Raw genomic sequence first — 14913 nt, 5'->3', positions numbered from 1 at the left:
CCGGTCGTCCTGCATCTGACTCCAGGCCAGGATGCCGATATCGCTGCGGCTCCCGATGTCCTGGCGCTCGCGCCACCCATGAGCGTGCTCCTCGCCGACAAAGGGTATGATGGCGACAAGCTTCGCGGCGCAATCATTCGTCGTGGCGCCAAGCCCGTAATCCCCAATAAATCTAACCGTGTCGTCATCCATCGCTTCAACAAACGCGCCTACAAAGGACGAAATGTCATCGAACGCTGCTTTTGCAGGCTCAAGGACTTCCGGCGCATCGCCACGCGATATGACAAGCTCGCCCGTAATTTTTTGGCCGCTGTTCATCTCGCCGCTCTCGTCGCATATTGGCTCAATTGAGTCTGAACCCTAGTTCTCCCGCTGCCTACGATGTGAGAAGGTCGAACGGAGAGTATGGCGCAACGGTCAGAGACGGGATCGGGAAAACCAGATTATGGACACGCGCCTCGAGCGCGCATCACTGAATTGGACCCGCTCCGCGAACTCCCATACAGGCCGGCGGCATGTAACGGCCGCTTCAGAGGCCGGACACATGTCAGCACCCGATCGCGCGCTCCAGACTCATTCGAAAAGATTCTTCTTGCATCAACGGGGGAGGTTAAACCGGTCGTGGTCGAGGAGCATGCGGCCGGCTAGGATGTCATGGACCGGGCGGCCCGGAGTCTCCTCGTGGAGGAAAACGAACAGAACGCTCTGAAAATCCTCAGTTTTTCCTTGCGGTTGCGCAGTCGCCGCGGTTCAATCCGCGAGCCGAGGGCTGCTTAGATGAAGCTGTTTGGTTATCTTCCGGAGACCCTTTTCAAGCCCTTGTCCGGGCCGAAGAAGCACGTCTATTCGCGCCTGCTAATGCGCCTTTATGAGCGGGTCTATTCCGCGCGCATTCTCGAGACGCCGCTTAGGGAAGAGATCGTTAAGCAGATCGAGATCGGGCTCTCCGAGTTCGGCATCGGATCGATGGGCGACCTCTCGGAAGGCGATCCTGAAGAGGATCAGACCACAAGCCAAGCCCATTACCTAGCCTATTATCGATTGCGCGATACCGGTTGGCTCACGGAGGAAACCGAAAAATGGCGAACCTACGTGGACATGAACCCGGACGCGTTCATGGTCCTCGGGGCGATCTCCGACTTCGGCAACAGCCGCGTCCGCGTCGCAGGCGCGGTGGTCGACGTCAAGAACAACCTGGAGGCCGCGCACCGTGAACCGGAAACGATGGCCCAAGGCTTGGCCAATGCACACGACACGGCATTGCGGTTTGCCCGCAGCATGCGTCGCATCTTGGCCGGAATGCGCGAGATCGAGGACCGCATTTTGGGGAATCCGAACGCGGCGGCCATCCTCCGTACGTTCTTCCAGGACTTCGTCGACGGCCTCCTGATAGCCGACTACAAGCAGCTCAAGACGTCCAACAATCCGTACCGTCATCGCCGCACGATCGCGACGCTCGCCGGCGACATGCTCGCGGATGCCAATCAGCTTGGCAAAATCGCGCGCGCCTTACATCGAGCAGGGTGTCATGGGCGCAGGCTCCACGGTTGCCACGGCAGAGGAACGCGTCGTCGCCGAGCTCGAGAAGATCAAGAGCGTCTTTGAGGACGTCGGCCCCTTCATGGACAAGATCGAAGATTTCCGCGACCGTCTCGAACGCCGCATCCGCACCACCGTCCACTACATGGACGTCATGGGAGAGGGATCCGCTGAGCGGATCGTCCGGCTGATCGAGCAACTCTCGAAGATCGGGCGCGATGAAGTGGAGATCCGTCTTGGGTCGCCGGATGTGGGCCTGCCGATCACATCGCTTGCGCTGTACACGCCACCGCCTCCGAAGGCACCACCGGAGCGGACGCGCTTCAAGGTGCCGAAGCAGGATCCATATCTGCGCGCCTATGTCGAGGCCACGACCGAATTCGACCGGATGGTGCGCGTGTCCGACCAGAGGCTGCTCGAGTTCGCCCGGCGGCAGATGCAGGGCCGCGATGCCGTGTCGTCCGCGGAGATCGAGATCGAGAGCATTCCGGACCTCTTCGCCTACCGGGCGCTCCCGAACCTGGCTGCGGTCGGCCGCTCTGTGCGACTTGGCGAATTCACGATCAGGCTCGACGAGGGGCGCTCCGCCAACGACTGGATCGACGTGACCGCCTTCCGGATCGAAAGAACGAGGACCACGGCCGATGCTGCGTGATCTTTCTAAACTCATCGACGACGCGGACTCCGAGGGACACGACGGCGACCAGTTGCAGAAGGAACTGCGGCAGGCGGCACAGTCGCTTTGGCGCGCGCAGTTCATCTATGAGAACGACTGGGGCATGAAGACCTCCTACGAAGTGCTCCGTCGCCACATGGGGTATTTCGAGAATCTGTTCGATGCGCTCGGGTACCGGGTCGTGGGCAGGCCGAACGACGGCTACGTCGGCCTGGTGGCGAACGAGCTGCCCCCTCGTCAGAGCATGAAGCTCGATGAGAGCCTTCTGCTTCTGGTGCTGCGGCTCCACTACGAAGAGGCGTTCACGCGGTTCGAGGCCAAGGAATTCGGCGAGGTTGAGGTCGAGAGCGAGCAGATCCTGCAGATCTACGAAGATCGCACGCATCGCGAGCGTCCGAATTTCGGAAGGGTGAAGGAAATCCTGGCCGGCTTCCGCCAGCGCGGCCTTGTCCGAATCGAGGATCGGGACGACAGGAACTTCACTCTGTTCCTGCGGCCCGCCCTGCCGATCGTGGTCTCCAAGGATACGCTAGGATCCCTCGAAGAGTTCGTGTCGCGCTCCATCCCGGCGACGGCAAAGACCGACGCCGCGAGCGAGGTGCAGGCGTGATCGAACTTCGTCGCATCATCCTGATCGATTGGTACTTGTTCCGGGCGCAGCAGGTCGATTTGCGCGGCATGACCGCCATCATCGGTCCGAACGGTGCGGGTAAATCGGCGATCATCGACGCCGTCCAGACAGTGCTCTCGGGCGCAAGTATGGCCAGCATCCGCTTCAATCCGAGCGCCCAGAGCAATGTCAGGAGCAAGCGGACTCTCCGCGACTACTGCCTCGGCGTTGTCTCGCTCGACGAGAAGGGCGAGCGTTCGGAGCCGACGCGACAGCATGCCTACACCTACATCATCCTGGTCTTCGAGGATCTGGCCGATGGCTCGGCGGTGAGCCTGGGCGTGGCTTTTTCGGCTTCGGCTTCGAGAAGCGACGAGTCCTGCGAGGCGCGCTTCATCGCCAAGGGCGCCATGGCAAAGGACGACATACTCGCGGCGGTCGGCGACGACGAGGTCGAGACACTGCAGTGGCACGCCGTACGCACCGCGTTGCGAGCGCGACATATCGAGGTCGACGATGCGTTCTCAAGCGCTACCGACTTCGTGGCGGAATCGCTCAGAGCTCTATCGCCGGCAGGGTTTCCGCTCGATCCACGGCGCTTCCAGAAGGCATTCCGGAACGCGCTGCTGCTGAAGCCGGTGGACAATCCTACGGATTTCGTCCGGAACTACGTCCTCGACGTTCAGCCTCTCCAGGTCGACAGACTTCGGCTCGGAATCGAACACTGGCGGTCATTGACCCGTCGCATCGAGGAGTTGAGGGCCCAGAGCGCCAGCCTAGCCGGAATCCTTCGCATCGTCGGCCGTGCCGTGGAAAACGAGAAGGTTATCGCAACCAATAGCTGGCAGATCGCGCGCCTGGAATGGGAGAAGTTCTGCCGGGAAGCCAGGCGGCAGGAAGAGGTCATCGCGCAGTTTCGGAGCGTGGCAGGTAAGGCAGAGGTCGAGGCGGCCGCGGCCGCGGCCCGACATGCCGCGCTCGAGGCCGAGCATAAGACCGTCGAGCTGTCGATCAGGACCAGCGACGCCGAACAGCTTGCCCAGATGTACGAGTCGGACAAGGCCGCAGCGCTGAGCCAGCGTGCCAACGCCATGGCGCCGCTCAAGGACATCGAAGGCCTTATCGCGTCGATCAAGAAGGCCGTCGAACTCAATCTGCTGGTTCGTCGTGACGATCTCCTGCATGCGCTGCTGAGCGCGGTCGTAGTCGCTCGGGGAAGGGCGCCACTTTCCGAATGGGACAAGACACTGCCGGGCGACTGGAAAGATAGCGCTTCGCATCTCGACGCGGCGCTGGGCGCCGTGGACCAGGAGAGACTTGCGGCGGTCCGGAAGTCGTTCTCGGACGCTCATTTCACGGCCCGCGTCGCGACCAAGGACCTTCAGGATCGCATCGACCAGATCGACAGCAATCTGAAACGGATGGACCAAGGGCTCAGCCCTATCGAGCGTGGCACCCGGAATCTGATAGATCAGCTTCGTTCGCATGGCATCGAGGCCGAGCCGCTGTGCGATCTGGTGGAAATCCGCGACGACAAATGGCGGATGGCGGCCGAGGCCGTCCTGGGGCGCTCCCGTGAGGCGCTGATCGTCGAGCCCAGTCGGGCCGTCCGAGCCCTGGAGATCTACCGGCAAGGCGGCGAATATTCGTTCCAACACGCCGAAGTCATCAACACGACGAAGACCGACGGTACGCGCCCCGCCGAGAAGGGGTCGTTGGCGCAGATCATCAGCACGGAAAACCGGCATGCCCGGGCTTTCCTCAATTATAGGCTGGGCCGGCTGATGATGGTAGAGACCATGGACAGGATGGTCGCCGCCGAGAACGCCATCACGCCTGACCGGATGATGCAAGGTGGCCGTACGGTTCGAAGGCTTCCCAAACCTGAACACCTCAAGCTCGGGCGTGCCACACAGGGGCAAATGCGTCAGCAGCTCGAGACCGAGCGAAAAGACCTCACGATGCAGCTCGCTGAGCGGGCGCGCGAGGTTGGCCTACTGGAAGAAGAAGCACGGCTGTTCGAGGACATGTTTGCCCGCTTCCAGAAGACGATCGAAGCTGGCCTGACCTGCTCCGAATGCGGAGCCGACTTGGCTGCTTTCGACCGCAAGCTCGCCGAGATCGGCAAAAACATCGAGGATGCCAAGCGGAATCGCGACCCCAAGCTCGTTGCCGATCTGGAGCGTCTCGCGGGTGAAGTGGTGACGGCGGGCCGTAGGAAATTGGAGACGCAGAAGGCCTTTGACGCCGCGAAGAGCGCGCGAGATAAGGCCGAGGGCGCGTACGATGACTACATGCAAAAGAATAGCACCACCGCGCGTGGAGCTCGACGGGACCGTGCACGTCAGATGCGTCAAGATTTCCCGCAATCGACGGCGATGCGTGACTACCGTCCGGAAGTCGCCAGAATGGCGACGGAAGCGATACCGAACCTCATCGACGGGCTGACCGCGGACAGAGAGACTCGCTCTACGACAAGGCGATCCAGCCTGATGCGCGAAATGACCAACGCGATGAACAAGCACGGTCAGGATTTCCATGTCGTGCCGTCGTTCACCGCTGAAGAGGCAACGCCGACGGCAGTAGAGCAGTGGGCGGCGACCGAAAAGGAGCGGCTCGATGGGCACGAGCTAGTCCAGTATGAGGAGCAGTGCCGGAACGCCGCGACCGAGATGACCTCGGCCTTCCGAGACGATCTCCTTCATCGGCTGGATGACGCCTTCATGGGCATTCGAAACACCCTGAAGGAGCTCAATCGCCATCTGGAAGATCGCCAGTTCCACGGGCGGGACTACTACTCGTTCAAAGCGCTCGATGCGCCAACTCATGTCGACATGATCGAGCTCGTCGAAGAATCCCGAAAGCCTGAATTCAACCTGCCGCTCTTCGGCGACCGGAGCGGGGACGCGAATTCCCCGATGATGCGCGCGGTCCGCCAGATCGAGGAGATACTGTCGAATCCAGAGGCGCGGACGGAGGATATCGAGGACCCGCGCAAGTATTTCAATTTCGAGCTCTACATCAAGGATGCCCAGGGTACGATCCGGTCGTCTCTGACGAGCCGCGCGGGCACTGGATCCGGAGGCGAAGGCCAGTTGCCGTTCTACATCGCCATCGGTGCCTCGTTGGCCGCCACATACCAGAACCGGCGAACCGGGGAGAGCGGACTGTCTCTCGCGATCTTCGACGAAGCATTTAATCGGCTGGATACGAAGGCGATCGGCCAGTGCTCGGACTTCATGCGGGCCCTGGGACTCCAAGTCGTGTTGGCCACACCCGACGAAAAGCGTCACGTGTTCATGGAAGTGGTCGACACCGTCGTAAACGTGAATCGGCTGGGCAACCAGGTGATGATCGACACCGAATTCTTGACCGAGAAGGCTCGCGACGCGATCGTTGCTATCGACCCCTACCGCAAGGGCTTCGACGTGTTCAAGTCCGAGCGGATCGCGGCCGAGAAGGCCGAGGCTATCCCGCGGGACCAGGCCGCTGAATGACCGACGTTCGGATGACAGATGCCGGCGTCGAACTGCTCGAACGGCTGCTGGAGCGGAGCGAGCGCAACCCTTATCGCTCGTGGTCAGCTTCTGCAGCTCCAGACTATGACCGGCTTTCGACCGCGCAGCAAATGAGCCGCTTCCATGATCAGATCACCGCGGCCGAAAGGTTCGGTTCTGTCGAGGTGAAATGGGGCAAGAGGGACCAGGGCCATCTGATCGAGCGCGTCGTCGTCCGCGACGCTGAGCTGCTCGCCAGGCATCTCGGCCGCCCGACTGCTCCGGCGACCGCGCAGCGCGTCAGGGACGAATTGCTTCCGGTCGCGGCGACCGGAGAACCGTGGGTCATCACCTTGTTGGACGACATGACGGCTAGGTGGGCCCGCAGCGAGGCGGCTTATCGCCTGACGGCCGGCCAAGTCGATGCAGCCAAGGAGTTCTTCAGCTTGCTGGCGTCCATCTCGCGAGAGGAGGCCAGAGGGCTGGACGCGCGCACCTTCTCTAAAAAGGCGACGAACGACACCAAGGCCTTCGATAGGCACGCTTCGCGGCTTGCCGCGGTTCTCGGTGTCCGGATCGGGCAGCCGGGCGCGGCTGCCGATGTTGTCTGGACGCACATCGGACTCGAGCGGTTCAGCCATCCCATTCATTTGAGGGGGCCTGTCGCCGTTGGGGAGGCTGACGGTCGCCTGGTCGATGGCCGGGCAAGGCCGTTCGCGTCCATTCATCCGGAGATGCTGCAGCAACTCTCGGTCTTGGAGCGTCCGACGACGATCCTAACGATCGAGAACTATGCGAGCTTCAATCGGCAAGTCCGGGAGATCGAGGACGGCAGCCTGATCGTGTATACCGGCGGCTTCCCGGCGGCTGGAGTCGTCGAATTTCTGGCAAAGGTTCTTACGGCAGTGGCGGCCGAGGTGCCGTTCCTTCATTGGGGCGACGTAGACGCCGGCGGCGTGCGAATTTTCAGGTACCTTGAGGAAAACCTGCCGCGTGGGCCGCGACCGCACCTGATGACTAAGGATCTGGCCGTGAAATCGGGCCAGCCGGCGGATGCGGATCCGAGCTTGGCCTCGATCGCAAGGTCCGACAGCGCGCTGCGCGAGTTGGCGGATTGGCTTGCGTTCGGATCGGATGTGCGCCACTTGGAGCAGGAGGCGCTGGATCCGGAGCGCCCATGGGCCGACGTCACCGCCTCATGAATCGTTCGTACGTGTCCTCAAGGGGCGTTCCTTCAGACCACGATTTTGGCTCCGCATCTGCCAGATGGAGCAACGTGTAGGCGGTGTCGTACTTCTCGCTCCGGAACGAATGCTCTTTGACGCGTTGATTGAACCACACTCCGGCAGCGTGATCGACGCCGCTCCGGACTTCCGGCGTGAACTGCTGCTGCGCGACGGCGGATCCGGCTGGAAGCTCCACAGGGCCCCGGCTTGTGCGGATGAAGTTGCCGCTCTTGAAGGCCGCGTCGCTAGACCACGCCCAATTGACGTACCCGTCGATGGAGTTGACAAATACCGCTCGCCTCTCCGTGTACCTGAGCCATCGCAGGACCGCGGCGACCAATGAAACTTCGTAGCGCGTCGCGCAGTTGCCGATCGCGTCGAAGTCTGGCTTGTCTCTCGGCGCGATCTGCTTGCGGAAATCGTCCAACGGCATCAACAGCCATGAGGCGAACTCGTTCGCCTCGCGCTCGACTTCGATCTTCGTTCGGCCATCCACATCGGCTTCGCTTGAATGGATGCCGTTCGGATATTTCTTCCTGTGGAGCAGGAAATGGCCGAATTCATGGGCGATAGTGAACCTTCGCCTTCCCGGCGACTGTCCCTTGCCGTAAGCGATGCCCCAGCGAGTTCTGGATTCGGCTGGGACGAGAGCGCCAGCGAATCCCTCGAGGTCTTCTTCTTCTACCTTCACGATAGGATCGCCGGGAAACATCTGGGCGGTCGTTTCCATGGCGAGCCGGCCGACGTCGAAGCGGTAACGGTTGGGCGGGTTGGCCAGGTTCAACATCTGGTTGAAGTGGTTCGCCCACCTCTGCAGTCCCCAGCCCTCGGAGTTCATGGCTATTTATCCAATGCCTTTGCCAATCGGCGGAGCTGAGCGCGGGCCTCTGGCGACATGGCTTCGTATTCCCGAAAGAATGCCTTGTCCTCGGCCGTTTCCAAATTCTCGGTGGGATCCCCGCCAAGAAGATAGTCGACGGTGACGTTCAAAGCTTTCGCCAAGCCTGCAAGTTTCTCCCCGGAGGGGCGGGGGAGGTCGCGGTTCTCCAGTTCCCAAAGGTAAGATTTGCTCAGACCTGCCTGAGGCGCGAGCTGATCTAACGTCAGTTTTGCCTTCTTCCTCAATGTCTTAATGCGATCTCTGAGCGTCTCAGCCACGCGGTGCACCTTCGCTTTCGCATGTTCGGAGTAGCACCATATCCTGTCCTTGACTGGCAGCAAAGAGTTTTGTATGTTCGGAGTAGACGTACTTAATGTGGCGCGAAAGCAAATCAGATTTTTAGCCTTCCCGCCCAACCTGGAACCTGGACGATGGGCTTCGCCGCCAATGTCACGCGAGAGATCGACCGGTTTCTCCAGCAGTCCTGCCCGCAGCCGGATTTGATCCTGAGCGCGCTGGAGCGCACGGGCCTTTGCTCGGTCCGAGATTACGTGCCGGAGGAGCGTGTATGCGGACGCGGCGATCGGGTCGGCGGGTGCTGGCTGGTGCTCTCCGGGCGTGTCGAGGTCCGTTCTGACGAGCAGAACGTCGCTTTCAGGGATGCCGGAGAACTCATCGGCGAGCAGGGGCTCCTTCATTTCCTCTCCGGGAGGGCTGCCAGCCGCACCGCCGACATCAAGGCCGTCGGGCCCGTGCGGCTGCTGTGCATCGACGCGTCATTTCAGGAAAAGCTGCGGGACGACGAGAAGGTCGCGTGGATGCAGACGTTGGCGGTGGTCATCAACGACAAGCTCGAGCAGGCCACGCGTGCTCGCTCCGAGCTTCGCGGCTTGGCGACGGAACGAGAGCTGCTGCTTCGCCGGTTCGCCGACGGTGACGCGCTCGGTCTCGTCAAGATGGCCGCTGGCGGGGAGTCGCCGCCGGTGCAGAGCCGTCGGGCCATCGTCTATTTCAGCGATCTCGCCAACTTCAGCACCTGGGCCGCAGATAAGCAGCCGATCCAGGTGGCGCGACATCTGCGCGAGCTCGCCAAGATTCAGATCGATGCAATCCGCGATGCCGGTGGCCAGATCGACAAGTTGATGGGTGACGGATTGATGGGCTTCTGGTTCATCGACACGACCGATCGCGAGCGCGCCGAACCGTTGGCTGTGATGCGGTGCTCGACCCTCATCGCCGAGAAGTGCAGCAGCTACTTCGCCGAACATGAACTCGACCTTGCGATCCGCATCGGGCTGCACTGCGGAGACGTGGCGTTCGGCGATTTCGGCGCCGACAACAGGATCGCGGTTACGCTGTTGGGAGCCGCCGTGAACATCGCCGCGCGCTATGAGCAGGCCAAGTCCGCTGAGCTCGGTGGCATCCGCGTGAGCCCTGAATTGCGCGAGCTCATGATCGGATCAGGCGCGAAGCCCGACGGTTTCCGCAAGCCGGTACAGGTGGAAGTGAAGCACGGCGTCTCGCTCGACGTCTATTCGATCAAGGAGTCAGCAGATGTCATGGAATGAAGATCGCGCGAAATCCCGCATTCGCGAGCACGTCAAAACGGTGCCAGCAGTCGACCGCCATGTGGTCCTCGACAGCGCTATCGTGGAGAAGCGCGGGATGCTGAGCCGCATGCCGCTGAGCCAAGCGTTCCTTGTCGAAGGCGCGCATGTGTACGGCGAGCTTTTGGATTTCGAGACTCTGGTCGCCGATCGGGGCCAGGAAACCGAAGCGGCACACCGCCGGCTCCTGGCCTTCTTGCACATGCACTACCGCGTGTGGGATTCGCTTGTCGATGGGGACGATGGCGATCGGGTGGATTACCACGGCGCTCGACTGCACGCCGTCATCACGTCGCCGGCTGGCGACCCGGCCGCTCAGATAGAGCGTGCTGTAGCGCTCGCTCGGAAGCTCACCGAGGCGGCGCAACGGGTTGGTCAAGCCCATGGTTTCCCGTCGCGCATTCGTTTAGGCATCGACCATGGAAAGTGCCTGGCGATGACCACCGGCCGTGGGGCCCATGAGAAGGACACGCTGTTTCTCGGGCGTCCCGCAAATCATGCAGCTAAGCTCGTGGCGGCGGGAACCGAGCAGGGCATCTTTCTGACCGAGACGGCTCAGAAGCGGGTCGCGGCGGGAGCCGTGCGAAAGTCTGCTGGCGTGATGACGCTGGACGAGGCCTACGTTCAGGGGGCGGTGAGGAAGTACGGCTTCGACAGCCTCGACCGGACTGCGTCTGCGGTCGCTCTCGATTCCGCGGAGCCGATGTTTCGGTTCAAGCGTCCGGCGTTGCCGCTGTCCACAGTCAAGTTCAGCGAACTCGCGCCGGCGAATTCGGTCCGCATGGGCATGGCGTCGATCTTTGCGGACATCGATGGGTTCACCAATTTCGTCGACCAGGCAATCCACGGCGGATCCGACAAGATCCGTGAAGCTGTAAAGGTGGTGCACGTGATCAGGGAAGAGCTCAACGCCGTGCTCAAGGAGGACTTCGGCGGCAAGCGCGTGCGCTTCATCGGCGACTGCATTCACGGCTGCGTGGCGGAAGGCGAGCGCGCTGATGACCCGGCAAAGACAGTGCGGCGGGCCGCGTTGTGTGCCGCTGCGATGAGATCGTCCTTCGACCTCTGCTTGGGGATCGTCGGATCGGGAGCTGCAATCGATCTCGCGGTCGGCATCGAGTACGGGCAGACGCCAATGACGCGCCTAGGATCTCGAGGTGACGAGAGCGTGCGCTGCGCAGCGAGCAAGGCGACGATCGAGGCGGAGCGGACGCAGCAGGCCATTGAACACGGCGGAGTTCGCCTCGGCACGGTCGCGTCGAGCGTGGCGGATCAGGCAGTCCGCAAGCACTTCTCGTCCGGCCGGTTGATGTCGTTCGATTCGGCGTCCGATCTGCTTTGGACCGCGCAGGCGCCGGCCGTGCAGATCTTGCGGAATGAACCTGCAGCACGCCCGCATGCGGCACCGAAGAAGCCTTTTCGGGGCTGATTGGCGCAGAGCATGTCCCTGGTCGCGCTCGCTCGCTGCTGTCCGACGTGGGCGGATTTCCGCCCCGTCCATGCGTTTGAGGCGCAGGTGGACGTCGTCGCAACGCGTAGCAGTGGTGCGTTTACCAGGGTCTTCGAGCTAAGGGTCGTGCAGGTTGCAGACCAGATCGCGGTATTTGAGCGGCCAGTGGGCGGCACTTTGCCGGCCTGCTGCCCGGAGCGTCATATCAATCCCGACGGCTCCTTTTGCATCGGACTACGTGCGGGAGACGGCATAACGGGGGCCAGCGCCACTGCTTGGTGGGAAAAGCTGCACGTGTTCATTCTGTGCCAGGAGACCGCAGCAGAAGCCGGATTCTGGCCTGGCGAAGCGCAGCTATCTCACGGTGAAGCCGCCGAGATAGAACTCGCCGCCGAGCGTGCCGCCGACCAGCTCGGGCTACAGTCAGTCTACCGCGAAGCTGTCGCGTTCGGATCGGGACCAATCGCGTCCGGGCTCGCCAAGATCAACCAGAAGACCGGAATGCTGCGGAACGGACGAAGCGCATGTATCTGCGGTCGTACCGATCGGCACCGGCGACCTCTTCTTCGAAGAGAGTGCCATCGTTGTGGTCAGGGCTGTCCGGTCGTGCTCGAGCACTGGAGGCGCATCAAGGTCGCCGAATATTGGCGCGGGCTTCGCGGCCAAGCGTGCTGTGGTACCATGCGCGAATGTCCGTTGAAAAAGGCCGGACCGACTGATGGTACTGCGATCAGCCGAGGAACGGGAGCGTGACCAAGTTCGCCGAACTGACCACGACGGAAGCGGTGAGCACCGCAGAAGCTATTGAGACCCTTCGGCCGTTGCCTTGGGCGAGATTGCTCCTCAACCGGATCGAAGATGGCGGTGGTTTAACCACGGAAAATATGTCCGCGCTGTTCGAGGCGCGCTTCGGACAGGCGCTGCATGACTGCGGCATCACTCCGGTATACGAATATGCGGCGGGGGTCGGTGAGACTAGCGTTGATTTCGCCTGCGGAGTTTGGAACGTCGAACTTCTCTCGTTCGACGAGACAGACGCGGCGAAGGCCGCCTCCTGGGAGGAAGGATCGACCTTCGGCAAGTCGCTCTCTTCGCCTGCGCCGCCAACGGCTGACGAGGCTCAGCTCGACGAGGCGGAGCGGCAGCGCCGAAGTGATCTGCGGAAGCAAAGTCCCGAAGGAGAGACACTGAAGGGGATCGAGAGGATCGTCGGCAAAGCGCAGAATGACGGGCAGCCGTCCAAGTTCCCCGCGCCAGACGGCGCGAGGCGATCAATGCTGGTCGTTGATGCTCGGACTTTCGGACAGATTGATCGTTGGGATTGCCGGCAGATAGCCTATGGTGCGGACGCCGTGCCTGAATGGGCGAGGTATCGATGGATCGCCGATGACGGGCGAGAATTTCCAATTGCCGGCGCGTTTGATGCGCGCAACCGGATGCGGGGTGCGCGGCTCTTTCGAGAGCGAGTCCACTTCCTTGGTATCGTTTCCGAGGAAACCTACGAACGCGAAGAGCTGCAGTATTTCATTCGCTTCTATCACAACCCCGCGCTGTTCGCATCGAAGGAGGATGCGCTCGCAGCATTGCGAACTTTTCCGCTATTCCAGCCGGAAAAGACACGTGCTCGTCGTCCGGATCTGTTTGTCCACGAAGCCTTCGAGGCGCAGGGAGCGACGGTTCAGTTTGGCGTTGTGACCGACGGGAGGATTGTCATCTGCAGAGTCCACGGCGACACTCTTGAAGATATCGAAGAGCGCGGTCTTCGGCCTGGCTCCGAGGAGATGGTTCAAGCATTTGATCGACACAAGGACCTGCTTCGCCGGCTTGCGCTGGAGAAGGCTAAGCGAGATCTGGTCGAACGCGATGGCACCATTTTTCTGGTACCCAGGGATTTGAGCTTGCTTCCGGTCCGGGCGCCGCGCGCTTAAAATCGAGTCACTCCTAAAGCTTAAAGCTAGGGATCGAGTCACTCTTACCGGGGACTTGAGCTACGCGCACAGCGACCGCCAGGCGCATTTGACGCTGCGCAAAGTCAAAAAGACCCCCCTTGACTCCTTCGCGCTCGCGCCTGGTCGTCAGAAAAAATCAGTCGAAATAACCGTGCAGCATCAGCGGCCTATGAAATCGAGTCACTCTTAAAGGAGGCGATCGAGTCACTCTTATAGAGGAATCGAGTCGCTCTTTCGGTGTCCGCGCACAATTTGAACTCACTGGTGGGCCCGGCAGGACTCGAACCTGCAACCAGACCGTTATGAGCGGCCGGCTCTAACCATTGAGCTACAGGCCCCGCTGCGGGCGACCGCTCAAAGACGGCCGGCAACGGTGCGCGGCCCGTTTACAGGATAGCCGGCATTCCGGCAATGCCAATTGAAAGAGGCGATTGGGTCCCGCTTTGGCGCTCGCGTCGCTTTATCGGAGCAAAGCTGGAGGGGCCCTTAAGACGTACGGGCTGTCAAGCATGGAAGCGCTGAGCTGACCGAGACAGCCCAGCCTTGCGAAACGGAGTTGACACGGCTCAAAGAGATGCAGGCCAAAACTCGCGAGAGCGATCTTCAAATCTAAGGTCGTAAGGTTGTAAGAAAACGGCGCATTGAAAACTACCATACGCGCGTGAATGTAACCGACCATCTCTCGGACCACGGCTCCGTTCTTCTGTTCGACAAACGCCTGGTCGTTCTTGCGGTAAGGCCGGCATTCTAGGCCGGTCATTCCGACAAGATCGATCTCCTCCACGAGGCGTTCGGCCACGGAAGGTCCGATTGTCAGACGTAGACCATCGTCGGTTCGGGCAACGCGGAGTCTGAGGCCTTCGTGCCTATCCATGACATGGGCAAGGCCATGCTCGAGCACTCGGATATTCAGGATTCCGCCGGGCAAGAAGAACAGATCGCCGATGCACGTGGAGGCGAGCAGGCCAAGGGCTACATGGTGGCCTGGGTCATCGATCGCGCCGATGCAGGCGCCACCAGATGACATTGGTGATTCAAACTCATCGGTTCGACGCTGATCGTAAGCGCAGCTCTGCGGCGCTTTAATTGGCGCTTGACGTCTGTTTGATCACGGTGTGTCCTGGCACGGCATCGTCAACTTAATCGACCGCCGAGCCGAAGGAGGCGATTCTCAGAGGTCGAGAGTCGGCGATAGCGCTTGTCATGGAGATCTCGCGCCAAGTCGCAAAGGCTCGCTCGCGCGAAGCACGACGGAAGTCGGCGGTGGCGGCTCCGGGATAGGGGATGTGGAAAAGGTTCGCGACCTGATCGTGAACGGACAGAAACCGTTGAGCCTGACGGGACGATTTGAAGCGCGTCATGATCCGCTCGCGTCGCCGCGTCGGCTGATGAGAATTCTCGGCCCGATTGTTGAGAGCTTTGTGCTGGCGATGTTCGACGTGTAAGCCCATCTTCGCCCTCGCAGCGCCGTACGAACGC

12 protein-coding genes, 1 tRNA gene and 2 pseudogenes are annotated in these 14913 nt (G+C 61.4%); 11 read left to right on the top strand and 4 right to left on the bottom strand.

Annotated elements, in window-relative coordinates:
- The 6 genes and pseudogenes from IQ16_RS43590 to IQ16_RS43565 all read left to right on the top strand — a co-directional run.
- Positions 1-351 (top strand): annotated as a pseudogene (locus tag IQ16_RS43590) (IS5-like element ISBj2 family transposase); the annotation flags it as partial.
- Between the two features lie 426 nt (positions 352-777).
- Positions 778-1605, top strand: coding sequence for a Wadjet anti-phage system protein JetA family protein (locus tag IQ16_RS47445; RefSeq protein ID WP_011084477.1), 828 nt, complete (start codon positions 778-780; stop codon positions 1603-1605).
- On the top strand, positions 1529-2194 hold the full coding sequence (locus IQ16_RS47440; protein ID WP_026312801.1) for a Wadjet anti-phage system protein JetA family protein: 666 nt from the start codon (positions 1529-1531) through the stop codon (positions 2192-2194). The genes IQ16_RS47445 and IQ16_RS47440 overlap by 77 nt, the downstream gene beginning before the upstream one ends.
- Positions 2184-2825, top strand: coding sequence for a DUF4194 domain-containing protein (locus IQ16_RS43575; RefSeq protein ID WP_011084479.1), 642 nt, complete (start codon positions 2184-2186; stop codon positions 2823-2825). The genes IQ16_RS47440 and IQ16_RS43575 overlap by 11 nt, the downstream gene beginning before the upstream one ends.
- Positions 2822-6322, top strand: a complete 3501-nt coding sequence (locus IQ16_RS43570; protein WP_018647893.1) for an SbcC/MukB-like Walker B domain-containing protein — start codon at positions 2822-2824, stop codon at positions 6320-6322. Before IQ16_RS43575 ends, IQ16_RS43570 begins: the two co-directional genes overlap by 4 nt.
- Positions 6319-7524, top strand: a complete 1206-nt coding sequence (locus tag IQ16_RS43565) for a Wadjet anti-phage system protein JetD domain-containing protein (protein WP_018647894.1) — start codon at positions 6319-6321, stop codon at positions 7522-7524. The genes IQ16_RS43570 and IQ16_RS43565 overlap by 4 nt, the downstream gene beginning before the upstream one ends.
- Here IQ16_RS43565 and IQ16_RS43560 read toward each other — a convergent pair.
- Positions 7511-8386 carry an ImmA/IrrE family metallo-endopeptidase gene (locus IQ16_RS43560; protein WP_011084482.1) on the bottom strand — a complete coding sequence of 292 codons (876 nt, stop codon included), beginning with the start codon at positions 8384-8386 and terminating at the stop codon, positions 7511-7513. The genes IQ16_RS43565 and IQ16_RS43560 overlap by 14 nt on opposite strands.
- 2 nt (positions 8387-8388) lie before the next feature.
- Positions 8389-8715, bottom strand: a complete 327-nt coding sequence (locus IQ16_RS43555; RefSeq protein ID WP_011084483.1) for a helix-turn-helix domain-containing protein — start codon at positions 8713-8715, stop codon at positions 8389-8391.
- A gap of 144 nt (positions 8716-8859) precedes the next feature.
- On the opposite strand from IQ16_RS43555, the gene IQ16_RS43550 reads away from it, so the two are divergent.
- From IQ16_RS43550 to IQ16_RS43535, 4 genes are read left to right on the top strand one after another with little or no spacing between them, the layout of a single operon-like run.
- The gene (locus IQ16_RS43550; RefSeq protein WP_145832229.1) at positions 8860-9996 is read left to right on the top strand and encodes an adenylate/guanylate cyclase domain-containing protein; all 1137 of its coding nucleotides are present in this window, start codon (positions 8860-8862) and stop codon (positions 9994-9996) included.
- Entirely contained in the window at positions 9983-11464 is a 1482-nt protein-coding gene (locus IQ16_RS43545; protein WP_011084485.1) for an adenylate/guanylate cyclase domain-containing protein, read from the top strand. Before IQ16_RS43550 ends, IQ16_RS43545 begins: the two co-directional genes overlap by 14 nt.
- A gap of 12 nt (positions 11465-11476) precedes the next feature.
- Positions 11477-12238, top strand: a complete 762-nt coding sequence (locus tag IQ16_RS43540; RefSeq protein WP_011084486.1) for an E2 domain-containing protein — start codon at positions 11477-11479, stop codon at positions 12236-12238.
- Complete coding sequence (locus tag IQ16_RS43535) at positions 12235-13413, top strand: DUF1488 family protein (protein WP_018647899.1); 1179 nt, start codon at positions 12235-12237, stop codon at positions 13411-13413. Before IQ16_RS43540 ends, IQ16_RS43535 begins: the two co-directional genes overlap by 4 nt.
- Before the next feature lie 283 nt (positions 13414-13696).
- Here IQ16_RS43535 and IQ16_RS43530 read toward each other — a convergent pair.
- A tRNA-Ile gene (locus IQ16_RS43530) sits at positions 13697-13772 on the bottom strand.
- 524 nt (positions 13773-14296) lie between these two features.
- On the opposite strand from IQ16_RS43530, the gene IQ16_RS46255 reads away from it, so the two are divergent.
- Positions 14297-14458 carry a hypothetical protein gene (locus IQ16_RS46255; protein ID WP_162131541.1) on the top strand — a complete coding sequence of 54 codons (162 nt, stop codon included), beginning with the start codon at positions 14297-14299 and terminating at the stop codon, positions 14456-14458.
- Positions 14459-14573: 115 nt separating this feature from the next.
- On the opposite strand, the pseudogene IQ16_RS43520 reads toward IQ16_RS46255, so the two are convergent.
- Positions 14574-14913: pseudogene (locus tag IQ16_RS43520) on the bottom strand (IS6-like element ISBj7 family transposase); the annotation flags it as partial.

It is taken from the genome of Bradyrhizobium huanghuaihaiense, assembly GCF_007830635.1.
GTDB classification, from domain to species: domain Bacteria; phylum Pseudomonadota; class Alphaproteobacteria; order Rhizobiales; family Xanthobacteraceae; genus Bradyrhizobium; species Bradyrhizobium huanghuaihaiense.
Note: the sequence above shows the minus strand (reverse complement) of the source record. Positions and strands in the feature narration are given on the sequence as shown.